Annotated in this window: 15 protein-coding genes; 6 read left to right on the top strand and 9 right to left on the bottom strand. The window is 44.4% G+C overall.

Annotated features, from left to right (window positions below; genetic code table 11):
• Positions 1 to 93: 93 nt before the first annotated feature.
• The 6 genes from carB to IPP74_09050 form a co-directional block, all read right to left on the bottom strand.
• Positions 94 to 3333: a carbamoyl-phosphate synthase large subunit gene (gene carB / locus IPP74_09075; protein MBL0319419.1), complete on the bottom strand. Its 3240-nt coding sequence runs from the start codon at positions 3331 to 3333 to the stop codon at positions 94 to 96.
• 5 nt (positions 3334 to 3338) lie between these two features.
• On the bottom strand, positions 3339 to 4535 hold the full coding sequence (carA, locus tag IPP74_09070) for a glutamine-hydrolyzing carbamoyl-phosphate synthase small subunit (protein ID MBL0319418.1): 1197 nt from the start codon (positions 4533 to 4535) through the stop codon (positions 3339 to 3341).
• A gap of 26 nt (positions 4536 to 4561) precedes the next feature.
• Positions 4562 to 5521: a peptidylprolyl isomerase gene (locus IPP74_09065; GenBank protein MBL0319417.1), complete on the bottom strand. Its 960-nt coding sequence runs from the start codon at positions 5519 to 5521 to the stop codon at positions 4562 to 4564.
• A gap of 146 nt (positions 5522 to 5667) precedes the next feature.
• Positions 5668 to 6165 carry a DUF1643 domain-containing protein gene (locus IPP74_09060; protein ID MBL0319416.1) on the bottom strand — a complete coding sequence of 166 codons (498 nt, stop codon included), beginning with the start codon at positions 6163 to 6165 and terminating at the stop codon, positions 5668 to 5670.
• 97 nt (positions 6166 to 6262) lie between these two features.
• Positions 6263 to 7066: a hypothetical protein gene (locus tag IPP74_09055; protein MBL0319415.1), complete on the bottom strand. Its 804-nt coding sequence runs from the start codon at positions 7064 to 7066 to the stop codon at positions 6263 to 6265.
• Between the two features lie 42 nt (positions 7067 to 7108).
• Positions 7109 to 10087: an AsmA family protein gene (locus IPP74_09050; protein ID MBL0319414.1), complete on the bottom strand. Its 2979-nt coding sequence runs from the start codon at positions 10085 to 10087 to the stop codon at positions 7109 to 7111.
• Between the two features lie 35 nt (positions 10088 to 10122).
• On the opposite strand from IPP74_09050, the gene IPP74_09045 reads away from it, so the two are divergent.
• The 5 genes from IPP74_09045 to IPP74_09025 all read left to right on the top strand — a co-directional run bounded on the left by IPP74_09045 (position 10123) and on the right by IPP74_09025 (position 15473).
• Entirely contained in the window at positions 10123 to 10764 is a 642-nt protein-coding gene (locus tag IPP74_09045; GenBank protein MBL0319413.1) for an epoxyqueuosine reductase QueH, read from the top strand.
• 86 nt (positions 10765 to 10850) lie between these two features.
• The gene (locus IPP74_09040) at positions 10851 to 13028 is read left to right on the top strand and encodes a hypothetical protein (protein MBL0319412.1); all 2178 of its coding nucleotides are present in this window, start codon (positions 10851 to 10853) and stop codon (positions 13026 to 13028) included.
• Positions 13029 to 13051: 23 nt separating this feature from the next.
• Positions 13052 to 13540: a hypothetical protein gene (locus tag IPP74_09035; GenBank protein MBL0319411.1), complete on the top strand. Its 489-nt coding sequence runs from the start codon at positions 13052 to 13054 to the stop codon at positions 13538 to 13540.
• Positions 13541 to 13717: 177 nt separating this feature from the next.
• On the top strand, positions 13718 to 14458 hold the full coding sequence (locus tag IPP74_09030; protein MBL0319410.1) for a 3-deoxy-manno-octulosonate cytidylyltransferase: 741 nt from the start codon (positions 13718 to 13720) through the stop codon (positions 14456 to 14458).
• 25 nt (positions 14459 to 14483) lie between these two features.
• Positions 14484 to 15473 carry an adenosine kinase gene (locus tag IPP74_09025; GenBank protein ID MBL0319409.1) on the top strand — a complete coding sequence of 330 codons (990 nt, stop codon included), beginning with the start codon at positions 14484 to 14486 and terminating at the stop codon, positions 15471 to 15473.
• On the opposite strand, the gene IPP74_09020 is transcribed toward IPP74_09025, so the two are convergent.
• The 3 genes from IPP74_09020 to ggt all read right to left on the bottom strand — a co-directional run bounded on the left by IPP74_09020 (position 15470) and on the right by ggt (position 18553).
• A complete protein-coding gene (locus tag IPP74_09020) occupies positions 15470 to 15688 on the bottom strand; it encodes a hypothetical protein (GenBank protein ID MBL0319408.1) in 219 nt (72 codons plus the stop codon). The genes IPP74_09025 and IPP74_09020 overlap by 4 nt on opposite strands.
• Positions 15689 to 15845: 157 nt before the next feature.
• Entirely contained in the window at positions 15846 to 16319 is a 474-nt protein-coding gene (locus tag IPP74_09015) for a tryptophan-rich sensory protein (protein MBL0319407.1), read from the bottom strand.
• Positions 16320 to 16780: 461 nt separating this feature from the next.
• On the bottom strand, positions 16781 to 18553 hold the full coding sequence (ggt, locus tag IPP74_09010; protein MBL0319406.1) for a gamma-glutamyltransferase: 1773 nt from the start codon (positions 18551 to 18553) through the stop codon (positions 16781 to 16783).
• 94 nt (positions 18554 to 18647) lie between these two features.
• On the opposite strand from ggt, the gene IPP74_09005 reads away from it, so the two are divergent.
• The gene (locus IPP74_09005; protein ID MBL0319405.1) at positions 18648 to 20114 is read left to right on the top strand and encodes an MFS transporter; all 1467 of its coding nucleotides are present in this window, start codon (positions 18648 to 18650) and stop codon (positions 20112 to 20114) included.
• Positions 20115 to 20150: the final 36 nt, after the last annotated feature.

Genomic DNA, 20150 nt, shown 5'->3' with positions numbered 1-20150 from the left:
AGTGGGAAATAAGAGACATTTCTAAATCCCACCGCATGGCCACAACATACCGTTTAGGGAATAAGGCACAGATACGTTTAAAACTGAGATTGATTAGTAATATTCCTGCAGTGGCTTCACCGACATGGCTTCCTGGCCACGTGAACCCAGTTCTTTAATGGCCTGGGCTACGGCTACGGCACCTGGAATGGTGGTAGTGTAGGAAATTTTATTGACTAACGCGCTGCGACGGATACTCATGCTGTCTTCAATGGCTTGTGCACCTTCAGACGTGTTAATCACTAAATTTACCGCACCATCTGCCATCAGATCGACAATATGTGGGCGACCTTCCATGACTTTATTCACACGGGTTACTTGAATACCAGCATGTTGGAGATGATCTGCGGTTCCACCAGTTGCAATGATTGAAAAACCAAGCTCTTGGAACGAACGTGCAATCTCTGTCGATGCAGGTTTATCACTGTCTTTGACAGAGATAAACACCGTACCTGTAGACGGTAATTTATTATTACTACCAAATTGCGCCTTGGCAAAGGCAAGACCAAAGGTTTTATCAATACCCATCGCCTCACCGGTAGATTTCATTTCTGGGCCAAGCAACACATCAACACCAGGAAAGCGCGCAAAGGGGAATACCGCTTCTTTAACACTGACATGGTTGAGTTTCTTTTCTTGGATATTCATACTCGCCAGGCTTTCACCGAGCATCACACGGGTAGCCAGTTTCGCCAAAGGGATACCAATGGATTTTGCTACAAAAGGAACAGTACGGCTGGCACGCGGATTGACTTCTAAAATATAAATATCTTTTCCTTTAACAGCAAACTGGATATTCATCAAGCCAACCACATTCAGTGCGCGCGCTAACTGTTTGGTTTGGTGTTTGATTTCTTGGATCACATCCTCACTTAATGAGTAAGGAGGAATCGAACAAGCCGAATCACCCGAATGGATCCCCGCTTCTTCAATATGTTCCATAATACCGGCAACAAAGACATCCTTGCCATCACACAGCGCATCCACATCAACTTCAATTGCATTGGTGAGGAAACGATCCAATAACAAAAGTCCCCATTCAAAATACTCGCTGGCATTTTCCAGGTAACGGCGTAAGCCTTCTTCACTATGGATAATTTCCATGGCACGGCCACCCAATACATACGAAGGCCTGACGACCAGCGGATAGCCAATGAGTACTGCTTTTTCAAGCACATCTTGTGCATGATATCCAATATCATTTTGTGGTTGCTTCAGATTGAGTTCCTGCAACAAATGCTGAAAACGTTCGCGATCTTCCGCTAAATGGATTGCATCTGGCGAAGTTCCCATAATAGGAATACCGGCATCTTGCAAAGCACGCGCCAATTTTAAAGGTGTCTGCCCACCAAACTGGACAATCACACCTTTAAGCGTTCCTCGTTGCTGCTCTAATTGTGCCAGCTCAATAACATCTTCAGCGGTAAGTGGCTCAAAGTAAAGGCGATCCGATGTATCGTAATCGGTCGAAACGGTTTCAGGGTTGCAATTCACCATAATCGCTTCAAAGCCAGCATCACGCGTAGCATAGGCTGCATGGACACAGGCATAATCAAATTCAATTCCCTGGCCAATACGGTTAGGTCCGCCACCTAAAATAATCACTTTGGTACGGGCGCTGATTCCGGCTTCGCATTCAGCCGGATGCGTACCATCGCCTTCATAACAACTATACATGTAAGGTGTTTGTGATTCAAATTCTGCGGCACAGGTATCCACCCTTTTATAGACAGGCCTTACCCCAAGTCCGTGACGGCGTGCGGTAATTTCTTGAACCGATTCACCCGTCAATTTAGCCAGGCGTGCATCCGAAAATCCCATTTTTTTAAGAGCATGGAATCCTGGTGCATCGTGAGGCAATCCCTGTTGCTTTACCATATTTTCGGTATCAATAATATGCTTAAACTGCTCCAGGAACCACGGATCAAAATGGGTAATGTGATGGATATCATCAATGGACATACCAAGGCGGAAGGCCTGGGCAACATAGCGTAAACGTTCAGGATAGGTTTTAGCCATGACCGCTTTGAGCGCTGTAATATCACCATTTCCGGGAATGTCGATTTCGTCAAAACCAGTTAATCCGGTTTCCATCGAGCGCATGGCTTTTTGGAATGATTCGGCAAAATTGCGGCCAATAGCCATCGCCTCACCGACTGATTTCATCGAACTGGTTAATTCGCGATTTGTACCTGGGAATTTTTCAAAGGTAAAACGAGGTATCTTGGTAACCACATAATCGATAACCGGCTCAAACGAAGCAGGTGTCACTTTGGTGCAATCATTGGTAATCTCATCCAGCGTATAGCCTACAGCTAGCTTAGCCGCCACTTTAGCAATGGGAAAGCCTGTTGCTTTCGACGCAAGGGCTGAGGAACGCGACACGCGTGGATTCATTTCAATGACCACTAACCGTCCATCCTCTGGATTCACGGCAAACTGTACGTTTGATCCTCCAGTATCCACACCAATCTCGCGTAGTACGGCAATGGAAGCATCGCGCATGCGTTGATATTCTTTATCGGTTAATGTTAATGCGGGAGCAACGGTAATGCTATCACCAGTATGCACGCCCATAGGATCGACATTTTCAATTGAGCAAACGATAATGCAATTATCAGCATGGTCACGTACGACTTCCATTTCAAATTCTTTCCAACCAATCAGAGATTCATCAATTTGAATTTCATGGGTAGGCGAAGCCTCTAGACCGCTTTTAACGATCATTTCAAATTCTTCACGATTATAGGCTACTCCACCACCAGCACCACCTAACGTAAAGGATGGTCGGATAATGGCAGGCAAACCAATATCTTCTAGGGCTTTCATGGCATCGGCAAATGACTGCACCACCGTATTGCGCGGGCACTCTAGGCCAATTCTCTCCATGGCATCTTTGAATAATTGACGGTTTTCTGCCTTTTCAATGGCCTCGCATGAAGCACCAATGAGGGTTACCTTATATTTATCTAATACTCCCAGACGATGCAGATCCATCGCACAATTAAGGGCCGTCTGTCCACCTACGGTCGGCAAAATGGCATCCGGACGTTCTTTCTCAATGATCTTGGTGACAATCTCAGGGGTAATAGGCTCAATATAGGTAGCATCGGCAATATCCGGGTCCGTCATAATCGTGGCAGGATTAGAATTGACGAGGATAATACGGTAACCATCTGTGCGTAGGGCTTTACATGCCTGCGCACCAGAATAATCAAACTCACAAGCCTGGCCAATCACAATTGGCCCGGCACCTATAATCAAAATGGATTTAATATCTGTACGTTTTGGCATTGGCTTTACGCCCTTTTTTTAGTTAGCTCCAAAGAGCGATGGGTTTGCATATTGTCAATAAAACGCTTAAATAAATAATCACTGTCATGAGGACCTGGCGAACTTTCCGGATGATACTGCACCGCAAAAATAGGCTTATCCTTCACCCGTAAACCTTGTAGCGTGTTATCAAACAACGACACGTGGGTAGCAATGACATTAGCTGGTAAACTTTCATGCGTCACCGCAAAACCGTGATTCTGGCTGGTGATTTCTACTTTACCAGTTTCCAAATCTTTAACAGGATGGTTGGCTCCCCGATGTCCCTGGAACATTTTTTCGGTTTTAGCACCCAGGGTTAACCCCAATAATTGATGCCCTAAGCAAATACCAAAAATGGGCAGGCCTGAGTCAATCATTTTCTTGATTTGAGGAATAGCATAAACACCAGTAGCAGCAGGATCTCCTGGGCCGTTCGACAGGAAAATACCATCTGGATGATGCGATAAAATCTCTTCTGCACTGGTGCGTGCAGGAACCACAGTCAGGCGGCAACCGACCGCACTGAGGTGACGCAAAATATTTTGCTTGGCTCCATAATCAACCACGACCACATGGTACGAATCATCTTCGCGCTTAGGATAACCTTTGCCATCAACCCAAGTGCGGGAATACCATTCATATTGTTCTGAACAAGATGCGCCTTCTGCAAGCTCGGATCCTTTAAGGTTCGGTGTGTCTTTTGCTATTTGTGCCAGTGCTTCAACGTGAATATTTTCACCTTCACTAACAAAGGCAATTGCCGCATTCTGTGCACCACTTAAACGGATCTTCCGGGTCAACGCCCTGGTATCAACACCACAAATACCGGTGATGCCAATAGAGGTTAGCCATTCACCAAAATCAAGTTGATTTCGATAATTAGAAGGTTGGGTAACCGTCTCGCGCACAACAATACCGCGAGCAAGCGATTTATTAGACTCAACATCCTCTTGATTTGTACCGACATTCCCAATATGAGGAAAGGTAAAAACAATAATCTGCCCTGAGTAGGAAGGATCTGTAACAATTTCCTGATACCCAGTGAGCGCTGTATTAAAACAAAGCTCGCCAACCGTAATCCCTTTAACGCCTAAACCATAACCATAAAAAACAGTTCCGTCCGCCAAAACGATGGCTGCGTTAATCTTTTTTCTAATCGCTTGGTAATTCTGCTCCTGCATTTTCCTTGCTACTTCAAAGATTGAACTTATTGTTTTACAGTAGGTTGAGCATTTGCTGGAGCATGTGTCTCAGCAGATTTGCCTTCACCTGAAGTGGCTGCTTTTTCTTCGGCGGCAGGTTGAGCCGCTGAATTATCAACATACACAATAGCCGCACCATTCGTCAAATCTTCAACGTATTTTTGAATCGCTTCCTGACGAAGTTTGCGTTCAATCGCTGGTTTTGCTTTATCATAAGCAGGAGGAACAGCCTGGCGACGATCTTGGAGATAAATCACATGCCAACCGAAATCGGTTTTAACCGGACCAGAGATTTCACCTACTTTCATCCCTTTGACGGCGTTAGCAAATTCTGGCACCATGTGTTCCGGCAAGAAATAACCTAAGTTACCACCACGAACACGGGTAGAATCAATTGATTTCTCACGAGCCAATTCAGGGAATTTTGAACTATCTTGTTTGAGTTGTTCAATAGTTGCTTTTGCTTCTTCTTCACTTTTCACCAAAATATGGCTAGCGCGGAATTCTTCTTTCTGACGAACGTCTTGGACATCTTTATCGTAGAAGGCGCGGATTTTTTCTTCTGTTACCAATTCTTTTGCTTTTCTCAATACATATTCCTGAGACACGACACGATTGGTCAATGCCTTAATCTTTTTCTCGACTTCAGCATCGTCTTCTACTTTTGCTTTTTTTGCTTCAGCAACCACTAAACGTTGAGCAATGGCATCCTTTACAAGGGCCTGCTTCACGCGAGCATCAAGAGTGTCATATTGAATTTTTTGGCTATCTGGACCATTTTGCATCAATTTAAGCATTTCGTTATAAAGATCATCTTCCGTCAATTCTCCACCATTATAGGTAGCAAGCACGCGTTTTGCATGACCAGCATCAGACTGCTGTGCTCCTTTATCTTTGCAAGCGGTAAAAGCCAGTGTTGAACATAAAGAAAGAGCAACAAGATAAGAAAGAGAGGTACGATTCATATAAACCCACTATCAAAAGTTTCAAAAGTGAACCAACGCAACAACGTAACGTTTTGGCAGCACACAACATGCCTTCACTAAAGCCTGTTGTAGTTTGCCTTCTTTCTTATGTGCTGTCTAGTGTTTTTATTGGTCATAGATAAAAATTATAGCCAAGCGGAAGGGACCAAGGCCTTAGGCAGATAAAGAGGATGCGCAGGCTCACCGGATTTGTTAAGTTTTAATATCTTCGCCTTGACTTTTTCTCGCAAGAGCATCTCCTTCACAAACTGGCCACGATTAACAAATAACCCATGCTCTCCCCAGGCGCAAATCACTTCACTGGCTTTATTAGCAAAGAAACGGATAGCCTCATTATTTTTAGTGCCAATCGGATCTACTGAAGCACGCATATCTGAAGGGTCGGTTGCTCTAAAGGCAAAAATATTCGTAACCACCATATACCGATAACCACTATCGATGGTCCGCATTTCGCAACGATGGACCGTAGGATCGTTAAAGGCTTCATTGGCTGTAGACGGATTGAGCATAATAAAATTCATCATGCCATCGCCTTTACCAAAGTCGCGAACTAATGAATAACGATATTTCATGCAATCCGAAAAATCGGCTTCACTTTTAATGGCGGATGTTTTGATGTCCATGTTTCCCTCTTTTAAAATTGGCCAAATCAGGCCGCATTATCCGCACGTATATTAACGGATAAACTGTATTTTTAAACCAGGGATTTTAATTATGATGTCAATCATTTACTGCCCATAGCCTTTCCCACGTCCCGATATCCTGCCAGGCAAAATCAATCTTGATGCAAGAACGGTAGGGCGTGTATTCGATAACCGTATGATCCAACGAATCGCGGGCTGCGGCATCTCCGATGAACGGCATGTAATAACGGGTCAAGTCCTCAAGAGCACGTTGGAGTGAAACAAGATAGATTCCGCAATTCCATAACCATTCATAGTTTATGTCCTGTTCCAGGAGACAAACATCCTTGGGTTTTTCAATAAAATGTTTAACATGGTTACTATCAACATGGTGCTGAATATAGCCATATCCTTGATCATCTGCGTATGTTTTACTGCCCCACATCACCCAGTGTCCCGAGTCTTGCGCCAACTGTGCCGACCGCTGACGAGCCTGATGAAATGCACGTTTATCTGTCATGACTAAATCAGAGGGCATCACCATCAATATTGGGTTTTCCTGCATGCGACCGTGTGCATATAAAACCAGACAAGTCGCCAGCAATGCCGAAGAGGTTCCCAATCCAACAGGTTCAAAAACACAAAAAGCGCTGCCTGCACCTACCCTCTTCAATTCAGCCATGACTAGATCCCGATAGGCTAAAGTCGATACCACCATAAACCTATCGTAATCCAGGAGGTTAATCATCTCTGCAAGCATCGACCGATGGGTAGAGAGCGCAAGAAAAGATTTGGGCAAAACAGATGACGATAAGGGCTTTAAGCGCTTACCTTCTCCTCCACACAGGATGACGGGAATAATAGGATTAACCAACACAGGAACACCATTGCAAAATGACATTACTATAATTGCCAAAACTACAAAATCAACCCCAAAATTAACTTATCGTTTTGGTAGCACCGCAGGTGGCACACCATTACCTGAGTTAGGCAACGGTATGGCAGGAGCCTTCAGTCCAGGCACAACCAAATTTGGTACAGGCTGGATGGGTTGCTGTTGACTTTCTGCAGGCGCCTCCTCTTTTAAGAATTGCTGCGTACGTTTCTCTTTAATATAAGCATCAATATCGCTAGCCACCAATTGTGTTTGCAACGCGTTAATCAGCCCCTTGCTCTTGACGATGATTTTCAGCAATTTTTGATCATCCGTTATAAACGAATATTGCGACAATATATTAACCATCCATTGCCGTACATCAAAGACGCAGGCAGCCACTCCCGATAAATATGGCAGCATATTAATTTTGAGATCCTTAAATTCAATAACGCCCTGAGAAATCGCTGCTTTTCCATCGATAGCATTGATCGTGGTGCTACCCGAATTCATCACTTTTTGTTTTAAACTCTCCAGGTCTTTCAGCGTGCCAATGGTTGGAAGGGTTTGCACGATGTCGGTAAGTGCCAACCCATCAACGGCACCATTCCTGAATGCAAATACCAAATTGCCGGTTAAATTAGCAATCACATCATACACACTCGCCCCTTGCGATTTATAGGCGCTACTCATGGTAAGCGATCCTTTTAGCTGCGGATAATAAAACAGCCAACCAAATAAAGGCGATGTATCCATAGCCTGCAACACCAACACACCCGATAAATACATTGGCCGGTTCATCCATTGCACATAGGTAACAGCACTGAATTTACCATTATTCGTATCGCCTTTGAAAGATTTAACCTGCAACCCATTACTAAACGCCAGTTCTGATTCAAAATTGGTGATTTTAGCCGCATCAATATCCACCTCATCCACCTTGAACTTTGCCTGACCGGCAAGTTTTGCAAGCCCTCCCATCATCAATTGCTTGCTTGACCAACGTTCTGTATAAGGCAAGAATGCTTTCTTATGAAGGATTTCTTCTGGTGTTTCCGGTGTTTGCATGTAAAAACTCGACCAGTCAAACTTTTTACCTTCCATCGTAAAATTAAACTGATGATTGACACCAATCGTATTAAGATGGCCTTCAAATCCAATATCGGTTTTATCTGACAATAAATCAAACTGCCCTACCCTGATCATTCCCGGCGATAAGGCAATATCCGTTTCTAGCTGTTTTACATTTTCACCATTCCAAACAGCATCACGAATCACGATATGGTTATCATTATTGACTGGAAAATGCTGAAGTTCTTTAACATAAGCAGGCTCAGCCTCAAACACCATTTGCTCACCAACGGATTTAATCCAGGATGCCGCTCTGGCTTGAAGTGCAACATTATCAAGGTTGAATTTTTGGAATTCTAGGTCTGTCAGTACATTAATGCGATTGCCATGCTTAATACTCACCACACCGGCAATCGTTCCGCCACCGACATTCACGGCCATATTCGATAATTTTAAATAATGCGGAATAAAACGAATATCAGTACGAGCATCAAAATCTTTATAGACATTTTCCGGCAACCATTCAGGCATAATACCCATAAAATCCAGAAATTCCGTAAAGGACTTTCCTTTTACTTCAGCCGATCCAGCAAATTCGGGCCGCACTTCATTGCGCGAAATCATACCAGTAATCGAAACATTATTATTTCCCGGCAACGTAAACGTCAGCGGAAATACGCCAATTTCTCCATTCACGATATCCGCTTGGAAACCCAAATCCGTTACCTTGTCTTTGTGCAGCGTCACTTCCTTAATCGAAATATCGATTAACCCTTTTAATTCACGTGGCAGGGAAACCATCAAACCTTTGAGCCACCGTTTATAATCAATCGTATCACCCAATAATTGATCAAGGTCGAGATTATCAAATTGAAGATCCGTTTCGGTATTAATAAGGCGTTTCCAATCTGCTTTAAATGATCCTTTTCCGTTCATTGCATCCGAATGGATCACCACATTTGTGAAATCGACTGAATTATGAGATGCCGCAATATCTGCTGCCACATTAAACGGAATAGGTTCCATTTTTTCGGCTTCAACCGGTTTCGGAGCTTGTTTTTTAGAAAAGAAGGACGAAATTTTAGGCTTTGATTTAGCAGCATCAGCCCCTAAAGACGGGCTGTTACCGGCAACACTCTTCTTAAACGCCGAAAAATAGGTTGTGAGATCATCCCCTTTAAGTTCGCCCGTTCCTTTAAATAACCAATTCCTGTCTTTGAATTCAACCATCCCTTTAAGATTAGATGCAAATGTTTTACCTGATACTTTAAACGAAACATCCGCTTTGTCATTTCCAACTAATTTATCGATATCAGCTTGGATGGATAAAAGCTGCCGTTCTTTTTTAAAAGAAGCATCCAGTGAAAAAGGCCCCATTAAACCCGATAAAGAAAGCGTACCATTCATGCTGTCAACGACTTCCACATGACCCGTAAGTTGGTCGGCGTAAAGTACGCGGCCATTCACCACATCAACCTTATGGAAAATATCACCTGAAGAACCACGTTGCTGCCAGTTTTGTGCCGAGAGAAAATTCCATTCACCGCGCTGGTTACGAATCAGACGGATAATCGGGTTTTTTAGGGTAATGCGATCAACTTGTAATTTTCCAGCTAACAACGAAACAAATGAAGGACGCGCCTCCAGCGAGCCAATTTCAACGAAAGCAGGGGCATTAGGCTCACCTAAGCCTTTAATCACAACATCATTAACCTCTACTTTTGGTATCGGGAAAAACTGGACATTAATACCCCTGGTTAAATCCGGTTTATGACCAGTAACATTCTCAATACGCTTGCTTATCTGTAATTGGTAATCATCCCAATTGATCAAAAAAGGCAAAATAAGCAGCCAACCCACTGAAAACAGCGCAAAGGCAGCGACAAACTTCTTTAACATTAGACCCAACCCTATCTGTTCAACACAATGGCGCCTCACCACGTAAGGGAAAACCTTGCGTTTTCGTTGATTATTCATATACTAACCTTATATGATGAACTTAGAAAACCATGATGTCAAACGTTAAACGCGAAAAACTTATTCCACCTGGAGGCGAAACGGAAGTCCTTCTACATAGTTGCTGCGCTCCCTGTTCGGGCGAGGTGATGCAAGCTATGGTAGAGTCCGGGCTGGATTTGACGATTTTCTTTTATAATCCCAACATTCATCCCAAAAAGGAATATGAAATCCGCAAAGATGAAAATAAGCGTTATGCCGATCAAATGGGTATTCCCGTTATTGATGCCGATTACGATGTTGAAAACTGGTACGCCCGGACCAAAGGGCTGGAGTGGGAGCCCGAGCGCGGCGAGCGCTGCACCAAATGTTTTGATATGCGATTTGAGCGCACAGCCCTCTTTGCCCATGAACATGGATTTAAAGTCTTTACCAGCAGCCTCAGTATTTCGCGCTGGAAAAACATGCAGCAAATTAATGAATGCGGCGTCATGGCCGCCAGCCATTATGATGACGTAACCTATTGGACCTATAACTGGCGTAAAAACGGTGGTGGTGAACGTATGTACACGATCTCCAAGGAAGAACATTTTTATAAACAGCAATATTGCGGCTGTGTCTACTCCCTCAGAGATACCAACCGCTGGCGTACCCAACAAGGGCGCGATAAAGTAGTGATTGGTGAAGAATATTATTAAACGCACTCTGCTCTACACCTCCTCCACTTATTAACCATAATTTTACCCCCTCACGTTACCCTCTCTAAAGCTAACCAGGTAAGCATATGACGGTAGAGGAAAAAGAACGGCTTCGGCAGATTGTTGAAGGACCCGAAGATTTATTCAGCGATGATTATCAGTATTACGATGATGATCGCGACCTATTGTCACAAATCAATTTTGATACAGACCAGCTCGGCAATAGCCAAAAAGAACGTGAATTATTCCGTTTGATTATCCGCTATCCAACCATGGATATTATTGGCAGAAATTATTTAATCAGGCTCGATAAGCCTCTTCCTCAATACAGTACAGAATTTGCTAAAGCCTACCAGCTGGTTGACTCACGTTCGCAGGAATCCATTTCCGCTTATGCCCTGGTTTTTCAAAAACAGCTTCCCATGCGCCTATCTGCGATATTGGGGCTGTCGCGTAAGAAAATCCCTAATTTCCATGTGATCTATGAATCCGGCATCGTCCCCCTGTCGCCCCATGGAGAAAAGCATTTCGTTGCCGTTGTCAGTAAGCCCAAAGGGCAGACATTGCACGACTATGTCAAACAACGCGGTCCGATTACTGAAGAATTTGTAATCGCGTCTATCCTGCGCCCACTTATATTTACTTTAAAAACCATCCACGCCTGTGGCGTAACCCACGGCAATATTAACCCACACACTATTTACCTGGATAACAATACAGAATGCTATCTGGGCGAATGTATCTCATCCCTCCCGGGATTTTCCCAACTAAGCTTCTTTGAGCCGGCTGAACGCATCGGCGTGAATGCTTATGCCAAAGGCGAAGATTATTCCTCCATTGATTATTATGCATTGGGCTTGGTGATCATTTCTACGCTTGTAGGCATGTCCGTTATTCATGAAAAAAGCGATCAAGAACTCATAGAAACGCGCCTCATTACCGGGACATTTAATTCACTCATTGGTTCAATCAACGTTTCAAACAAACTGCAGGACTGCCTAAACGGCCTACTCAACGACCGAAAAGACGCGCGGTGGAACAGCCAGCAACTTGAACCATGGTCTAAAGGAAAACGCTATAACCTACTCCCTTCTTCTTCCTATATGGAAGCAAGCCGCGCTATTGTTTTCAACGATCGGCAGTATTTCAACCGCCGCTCCATCGCCAATGCGCTCTATAATCATTGGGAACAAAGCCGTGAGTTTATTACCCAAGATACCCTGATAAAATGGCTAAAAACCAGTGTCGACTCCGAACAGATTGCGACATCGATTGAAATGATCCTAAAAATGGATGATCGCGATAAAAATAAATCGCATCACTTTGATTATCTGGATGCTATTATTTCGCGCTGTATCTCCCTGGTGGACACGCAGATTCCCATCCGTTTTCCTTTTCTTTCCTGTCACGTCAACGGCATGGGTGCTGTCCTTGCCTGTAGTTATTCAAACGGCAAACGTGAACACACACACATCATTACCGACTTACTCAGAGGCACGGTACTGGATATGTGGCAAGCCAGCCGTGATATTAAACTTCCTAACTATCAAAGCGCCGCATTAGGTATCCAACGTTCCCGAGAAATGCTTATCATGAAAGGCATCGGCTTTGGTTTAGAACGTTGCTATTATAACATGAACCCAACCTTGCCCTGTCAGGGACGTTCCCTAAAATTGGAATATGTTCTAACACTTGAAGAAGCGCTTCTAACCTTAGATAAATTAGGAGAAAGCAATCCTTCTCAACCACTTATCGATCGCCATGTAGCGGCTTTTATTGCCCACCGTCTTGAACTGCCCTCACCGATTGAGCTTAAAAAGATCATGGGCTATCCGGTATTGGCAAACGATGAAACACTGCACATCCTCTATTTGTTGGCTATTGCACAACGAAAAACGGATATCCGCAAATTATGTGGGCTTACCAATCACATGATTCAGCAGCTCATGAAAATTGTCACCAAACTTCACAGTAAGTCGCTTAAGAAAGATCTAGAAGCCCGTGCCCGCGCGGTTGCCGGTAGCGGCAGTTTGGCAGCCTTGTTTAAAGTAATGGCCGATGTAGGCACCCATCGCCGCGATACGCTTGGGTTTAAGAAGGCTTCGCAGTTTTATCACGTGCTAAATACAGAAGAGCGCAAAATTAATAACCAAAAAATCGTGAAAGCCGCCGGCCATCAATATGGTTTGCACTTGGCGCTCATGACCTCGTATTTATTATCGTTGATTGTGCTGCTGTTGTTATTTTCTAAATCCATTCATTAGGCAATCGGTTCAAAGGAACAGACATGGCAGACAAAAAAACAGCCACCACATTATCAAAGAGAACCAATGATAAATTTGGTTTGCTTGCCATCACAACCTTGACTACTGTAGGCCTCAGCCTGATTGCTGTGAGCAGTTATGGTTTTTTGTTTATGCTGCTGGCACTCATGCCAGGTATTGTGGCTTATTCGGTTGACAAAACCTTTAATAAATATGCCTCCAAATGTATTTGCACCATGAATTTTACTGGCTTCATGCCCTCGATTTTTGAGATATTCAATAGCCATGATCCTTCAGCTTATGGAAAAATCGTACTGCTGGATCCGTTGAACTGGCTTATCAGTTATACTGCTGCTTCGTGTGGATGGCTGCTGGTATGGTCAATCCCCCAAATTACCATGCTAATTTATATCTCTCGCTCCGACAGCCGGGGTAAGCGGCTTCATAACTCTCAGGAACGCCTGATCGAAGAATGGGGACAAGAAGTAACGGAAAAACAGCCTACTGCTTAGGCCTCCTCCCGGAGGAGGGGTGGGAAATCATCATAAGGCTCTTTTACATATTAATTTCAATAATTTGGCTTCACTTTAAATTACCACAGATGACAATAACCTGATTTTAAAGTAACATCTCAGACACCCAAGCTGGTAAAGCAAGGGTTGTTTCTCTTCACCTGTAAGGACGTTTTGATGTCGACCGTTATCATCATCCCAGCCCGTTTAGCTTCGACGCGCCTGCCGAATAAGCCTGTGTTGCTAATAGCCGGAAAGCCCATGATCGTCCATGTAGTTGAACGGGCACTCGAGGCCGATATTGGGCCTGTGCTTGTGGCCTGTGCCGAACGTGATATTGCCGATGCAGTACAGCATACTGGTGCTACCGCCTTATTAACGAATCCTAACCATCCTTCAGGAACAGATCGGATTTATGAAGCCTTACAATCCTATCCGGCTTATACGAAGGTTGAAACTGTCATTAACCTCCAGGGGGATTTGCCCACCATTAATCCCGATCACATTCGCTTTACGCTGCGTATGTTAAACGAACATCCTGAATGCGATATTTCTACACTGGCTGTTGCCATACCCCAGCATGAAGCAGAGGATCGACAAAATCCCAATATCGTCAAAGCCGTTATCCGTTTTAATACAGCGGATGCCAACAACGGCAAGGCGCTTTATTTTACACGTGCTTCAGCCCCTTGGGGCGATGGCTTGCTGTATCATCATATCGGTATTTACGGTTACCGTCGCGCAAGCCTGGAGCGTTTTGTTTCCCTGGCACCAAGCCCGTTAGAACAACGCGAACGGCTAGAACAATTACGTGCCCTTGAAAACGGCATGAGCATTCAAGTCGGAATCATTGATGGCGTGCCACTAGGCGTAGATACTCGAGCCGATCTTGAAAAAGCGGAATTATTACTCTCTTAAATCTTAACCTGACAAAAGGCTCTTTATGACTATTCACATCCCTACCAAAACCATCGATGTCACCGGCATTGGCCATGCCATTGTGGATATTCTGGCTTATGTCGATGAGCCTTTTATTGCACAGCAATCCTTAAGCAAAGGAACCATGACCCTGATTGACGAAGATGCTGCCAATCGCCTCTATGAAGCTCTACCAAGTTGCGTGGAAATATCCGGCGGATCTGCTGCCAATACCATTGCCGGACTTGCCGCAGCTGGTGGCAAAGGTGCCTTTATTGGCAAGGTTAAAGATGATCAATGGGGCGAAGTATTCCGCCATGACCTGGCCAGCCAGGGTATTTATTTCCCCAACCTTCCGGCTTCATCGGGATTAAGCACGGCTAAATCTTATGTGCTGGTCACACCGGATGCCGAGCGCACCATGCAAACTTATCTGGGTATCGCTTCCCATTTAAGGCAAAGCGATATCGACATGCAGACGATTGAACAATCGAAGATTCTCTATATTGAGGGTTATTTATGGGATTTGGAAACCACCAAAGCTACCATCAAACAAGCCTGTGCCCATGCCAAAAAATCAGGCACTCACGTAGCCTTTTCACTGTCGGATCCGTTTTGTGTCCATCGTCACCGCGAGGAATTTTTAGCTTTATGTACGGAGACGATTGATATTTTATTCTGTAATGAGCAGGAGATACTGGCCTTGTTTGAAAGCCAATCACTTGAAGATACCAAGCATCGCTTAGAGGATTTATGCCCCTTATCGGTGATAACACGTGGAGCCCAAGGTGCCTTAATATGCCAAAAGGGGCAAGCGCCTATAAGCGTGCCTTCACAAAAAATTGAGCACGTGGAAGATACCACTGGCGCTGGCGATTTATTCGCCGCCGGATTTTTATACGGGTATACGCAGGGCAAACCATTAACTGAATGTGGAACATTTGGCCATATAGCTGCTGGAAACATTATCCAGCAACTGGGCGCACGTTTAGGTAAAAAATTGATTTTAGCTTAACGACCGCGTTGCGTTTGAGCGGTACGACTGGCTAAAATTTCTTCCTGAAATTTACCATTTTCGATAGTGCCTCTTTCAACGCGTTCGCTTATATTACCTTTATTAGGACTCATATCCATTCTGTTAAGAATGGGTGATTTTTGTACGTCGGCCGCATACGTTTTAACTGGATCCGTTGCAGCGTCTTTTAAAACTTTTCCAACCCAATTAGCCATATCAAACCTCCTGATAACATTTAGATATTCCATTATAGACTATTATTAGATCAAAGTCAATAATATATTGCTAATATTACAAGGGTAATATTGATATTTACTTGAATAATACCCAAAACCCAAAGAAATTAAAAAAAATAGCCATACCCCCGTCTTGTTAATTCAAATACACAATTCCAGCATTAAGCGTTGATGCATAAAGTACCCACAATACGTAGGGAATCAGCAAGAGTCCGGCCTGCTTATCCAACCGCCAGAAGGATATAATGGTCATCATAATAGCTCCCAGTAACACCACGATATCCAGCAATCCTGCCAGTGGATTTCTGAGGCCAAAGAAAAGTACCGACCACATTAAATTTATAACTAACTGAAAAAAATACCAGTGCATTGCCCAATGGTGATATGGGCGTGGTCCCAATACAACCCAAACCCGCCAGCCACTGACTGCTATCATGATGTATAGTGCTGTCCATACCGGACCAAAAACCCATGCAGGTGGGTTCCAGGCAACCTTATTCAAGGTTGGGTACCAGCTTTGCACTGAACTGAACGTTGCGAAGCTTCCTATGGTTTGCACAACGATGATCAACGCTATAAATCCTATCAATGGTTTAAGTTTATGATTCATTTGGTCTTGGTACCTCTTCTGAGTTTTGAGTGCGGTATGCGCTATCGGCTATCCCTTTAGTGTTTTCTCCTGGACAGTAGATAAGCATCCCGTCCATAAGAATGGCATGATGACGACATGACAACCGTCTGATTAGGGCTTTTAAAACCCTAAGTCAGAGTAGCAACTTTTGTTGATGGTGGGAAGGGATTAAATCGCTCACGATTACGAACCAATATTTCTAGGTAATTGCACTGGTGATCGGCTTATTTCCTTAGTTGGAACCGCCTATAGTAAGGTAATAACGTGCATACCTTAACTCCCCAACCTTCAGGAGGGCTTTCTTGGCAACCACATCTGCAAGGTCACGCGTTGCAGTTGGACGCGTGGCTTTGGTAATGCAGATATAATTTTCGGCGCTTAATCCACCGGAAAATCCAACTAATCCTTCCCGGAAAAGGATACTCTAAGAAGAAGCATCCTTACTCGCCAACGGCTAACCCTTCCCGGCGAGGGTCTGCACCACCATAATAAATCCCCTTATCCCGAACAATACCATGAAGTCCACTGGTTAATTCGGTAATTTCCACGGGATGACCAAGGGACTGAAGTTGTCGCGACAGGCTGGTGATATTCGTACCTTTTTCCAACTGTACATTATCCCCTATCGTTAAAAAATGCGGCATGGAAATTGCTTCCTGGATATCCAGGTTCCAATCTAAGACCGCAATGATGGTTTGCAACACAAACGGGATAATCATCGCCCCCCCAGGTGAACCAATGGCCATATAAAATTCTTTGCGATGATCCTTGGTTGTTCGAAGCACAATCATGGGCGACATTGAACTGCGTGGGCGTTTACCCGGCTCAACCCGGTTAGCCACTTTATGCCAGCCTTTTTGTGGCTCAAATGCAAAATCCGTCATTTGGTTATTCAGCAAAAATCCACGCACCATCAAACTGGAACCAAATGCATGTTCAATGCTGGATGTCATCGAGACAACGTTTCCAAATTGATCCACAATGCTAAAATGGGTAGTCGAAGGAAAATCAAGGTTCGCCGATTCTTCACAGCGTGGGCAAATATCACCGGCAGGCGCTTTGTTCATACGGCGCTTTTCGTCAATCAAATGGGAACGTTGTTTTAAATAATCGGCATTCAGCAAATCAGCCGCAGCAGGAATATGAACCTTATCGCCATCCGCTAAATAAAGGTTACGATCCGCAAAAGCCAGACGGGTAGCCTCAGTAATCACATGCACTGCTTTGACTGATTGTGGCGACAAACTAGCCAAGTCGAATTGGCTTAAAATGCCAAGCGCCTGCAACACAGCGGTTGGCCCAGAGCTTGGTGCCCCCATCCCGCACACCGAATAAACATGGTATTGCATGCATACAGGCGCACGTTTAACCGCTTTGTACGAGGCCAGATCTTTTAACGACATAACACCAGGATTCACCGGTGACTCGTGGATTGCTTTGACGATATCATTTGCCAAATCCCCAGTATAAAAAGCACTGGCTCCTTTCTCGGCAATCAGCGTAAATGTATCGGCCAACTCTGGGTTTTTGATAAGTGTTCCTGGTTTTTTAGGTGTCTCATGCTTATCTAAAAAATAATGGGCTGTTGTGCGTATGTCTCCTAAATGCCCTTCTTTGCTAGCGACTTCATAAAGCCGGTCACTCACATTAAATCCGTCTCTTGCCAGTTTGATGGCCGACTCAAATAGCGTTGCCCATTTCACTTTACCATGTTCTTTATGTGCCAATTCGAGCATCCGCAACACACCAGGAACCGCAACCGACATGCCTCCTACCAATACATCTTCAAAGTCTTTTGGCTTTTGGTCGTCATTTAAGAACATCGTCGGCGATGCACGAAGTGGCGCCGTTTCACGGCCATCATAGGTTTCAATTTTTTGTGTGCGTGCATTATAAAACACTAAAAAACCACCGCCTCCAATTCCTGAAGCCTGGGGTTCAACAATATTTAAAACCATTTGCACCGCAATAGCGGCATCAACTGCGGAGCCACCTTTTTTCAAAATCTCCATTCCCGCTTCTGACGCTTGCTGGTTACCACTCACCACCATCATTTTACTGGCTTTAACGATATGCCTCTCTGTAATGGCACTGGCTCCCTCTGGCACGATTTCGTCAACAGCATATGATTCCGCCACAGGAAATAACATTGATGTCGCAGATATTCCACACGATACCAAACAGGTTATCGGCATCTTCAACCATTTACGCATCCTATCACCTCGACTAACACAGATTATTAAACAATAAGGCCGCACCCTAAAAGAATGCTTTACACACCCACAACAGCCTTTTAGAATATCCTTCATGACTCGATTTTTGCAAGCATTAAAAGATTATAATCATCCAGGGCTTCTACGCCTGTTTTTCTTGGGGTTTGCCAGTGGCCTTCCCTTACCATTGACCTTATCTAATCTTACCTTCTGGCTAACCGAAGAAAAAATCTCAATGTCGCAAGTTGGGTTATTTGCCATTGTCGGTGTTCCTTATACCTTAAAATTTTTATGGTCGCATGCGGTTGACCATTTACCGATCCCTCCTTTTACCACGTTACTTGGCAAGCGCAGAGGCTGGATCCTCTTCGCACAGATTTTACTGATGGGAGCCATTGCCGGGCTAGCGCTTACCTCCCCTAAAGAAAATTTAGGCATGGTTGCGGTGCTGGCATTTCTGGTTGCCACCGCTTCAGCTACGCAAGATATTGCTATCGATGCCTTCCGTATCGAAAGCCTGCCCAAAGAACTGCAAGGACACGCTGCAGCCATTGCCGTATTTGGTTATCGAGTAGCTATGCTAGTAGCTAGCGCCGGCGGTTTACTGGTAGCACAATATTATCACTGGTCAACGGCTTACCTGATGGCTGCCTTGCTAATGGTAGTGGGTATGGTTGCCATTCTCTTTTCAAAAGAACCTTCCGTTCCTGAACGTATTTCAACAGTGAACAAAATAACTATGCCCGTAAGGCTTGGTTTAGGCGTTGTGTCGATGGTACTGGTATTGGCAATCCATGAACTCTATGACATGGGCGCCATCATCAATCCCCATTATAGCTTGCGCCTGGCACGTGCCATCTTTACCGGTATTTCTTTTTTCCTGATTATCAGCCTGATGATTACAGTACTCACCGGCAAATCAATGCGTGAATCAACCGTTGCTCCGTTTGTCTCTTTTGCTAAACAACCTTATTGGTGGTTAGCCCTTATTTTTATCCTGTTCTTTAAATTTGGCGACGCATTTGCTGGTATTATGACCAGCCCGTTTCTGGTTAAAATGGGTTTTTCCAAAGCAGAAGTGGCAATGGTTGTTAAAACCTTTGGATTTGCCGCCACCATCGCCGGAGCCGTTTTGGGTGGAATTCTTACTGAAACCTGGGGAACCATGAGGGCATTATGGGTATCGGGCATATTACAGATGTTGTCTAATTTGCTCTTTTGCCTGCAAGCATATGCTGGTCATAGTCTGGCATTATTGTTCGTCACCATCGGCGTTGAAAATTTTACCGGCAGTATGGCAACAGCAGCTTTCGTTAGTTATGTGAGCGCCTTGTGCCTCAAACGTTATTCGGCAACACAATATGCATTATTAAGTTCTATCGCTTCGTTTAGCCGCACCATTTTGGTAACGGGAATCTTTTTGATCGATTCATTTTTCTTCCCCGACAGCTCATTCATTGATGTTATTGGCTGGAGCTGGTTTTTTGCCATCACCGCGGCGGGAGCCATTCCCGGACTTTTGCTCTTATTCTTCCTCAAAAATAAATTACGCGCTACCTAGCTATTGGCATTCTTGAGGCAGCCGCTAAGGAACTTC

This window comes from Alphaproteobacteria bacterium (genome assembly GCA_016722515.1).
Lineage (GTDB): Bacteria > Pseudomonadota > Alphaproteobacteria > Rickettsiales > JADKJE01 > JADKJE01.
Note: the sequence above shows the minus strand (reverse complement) of the source record. Positions and strands in the feature narration are given on the sequence as shown.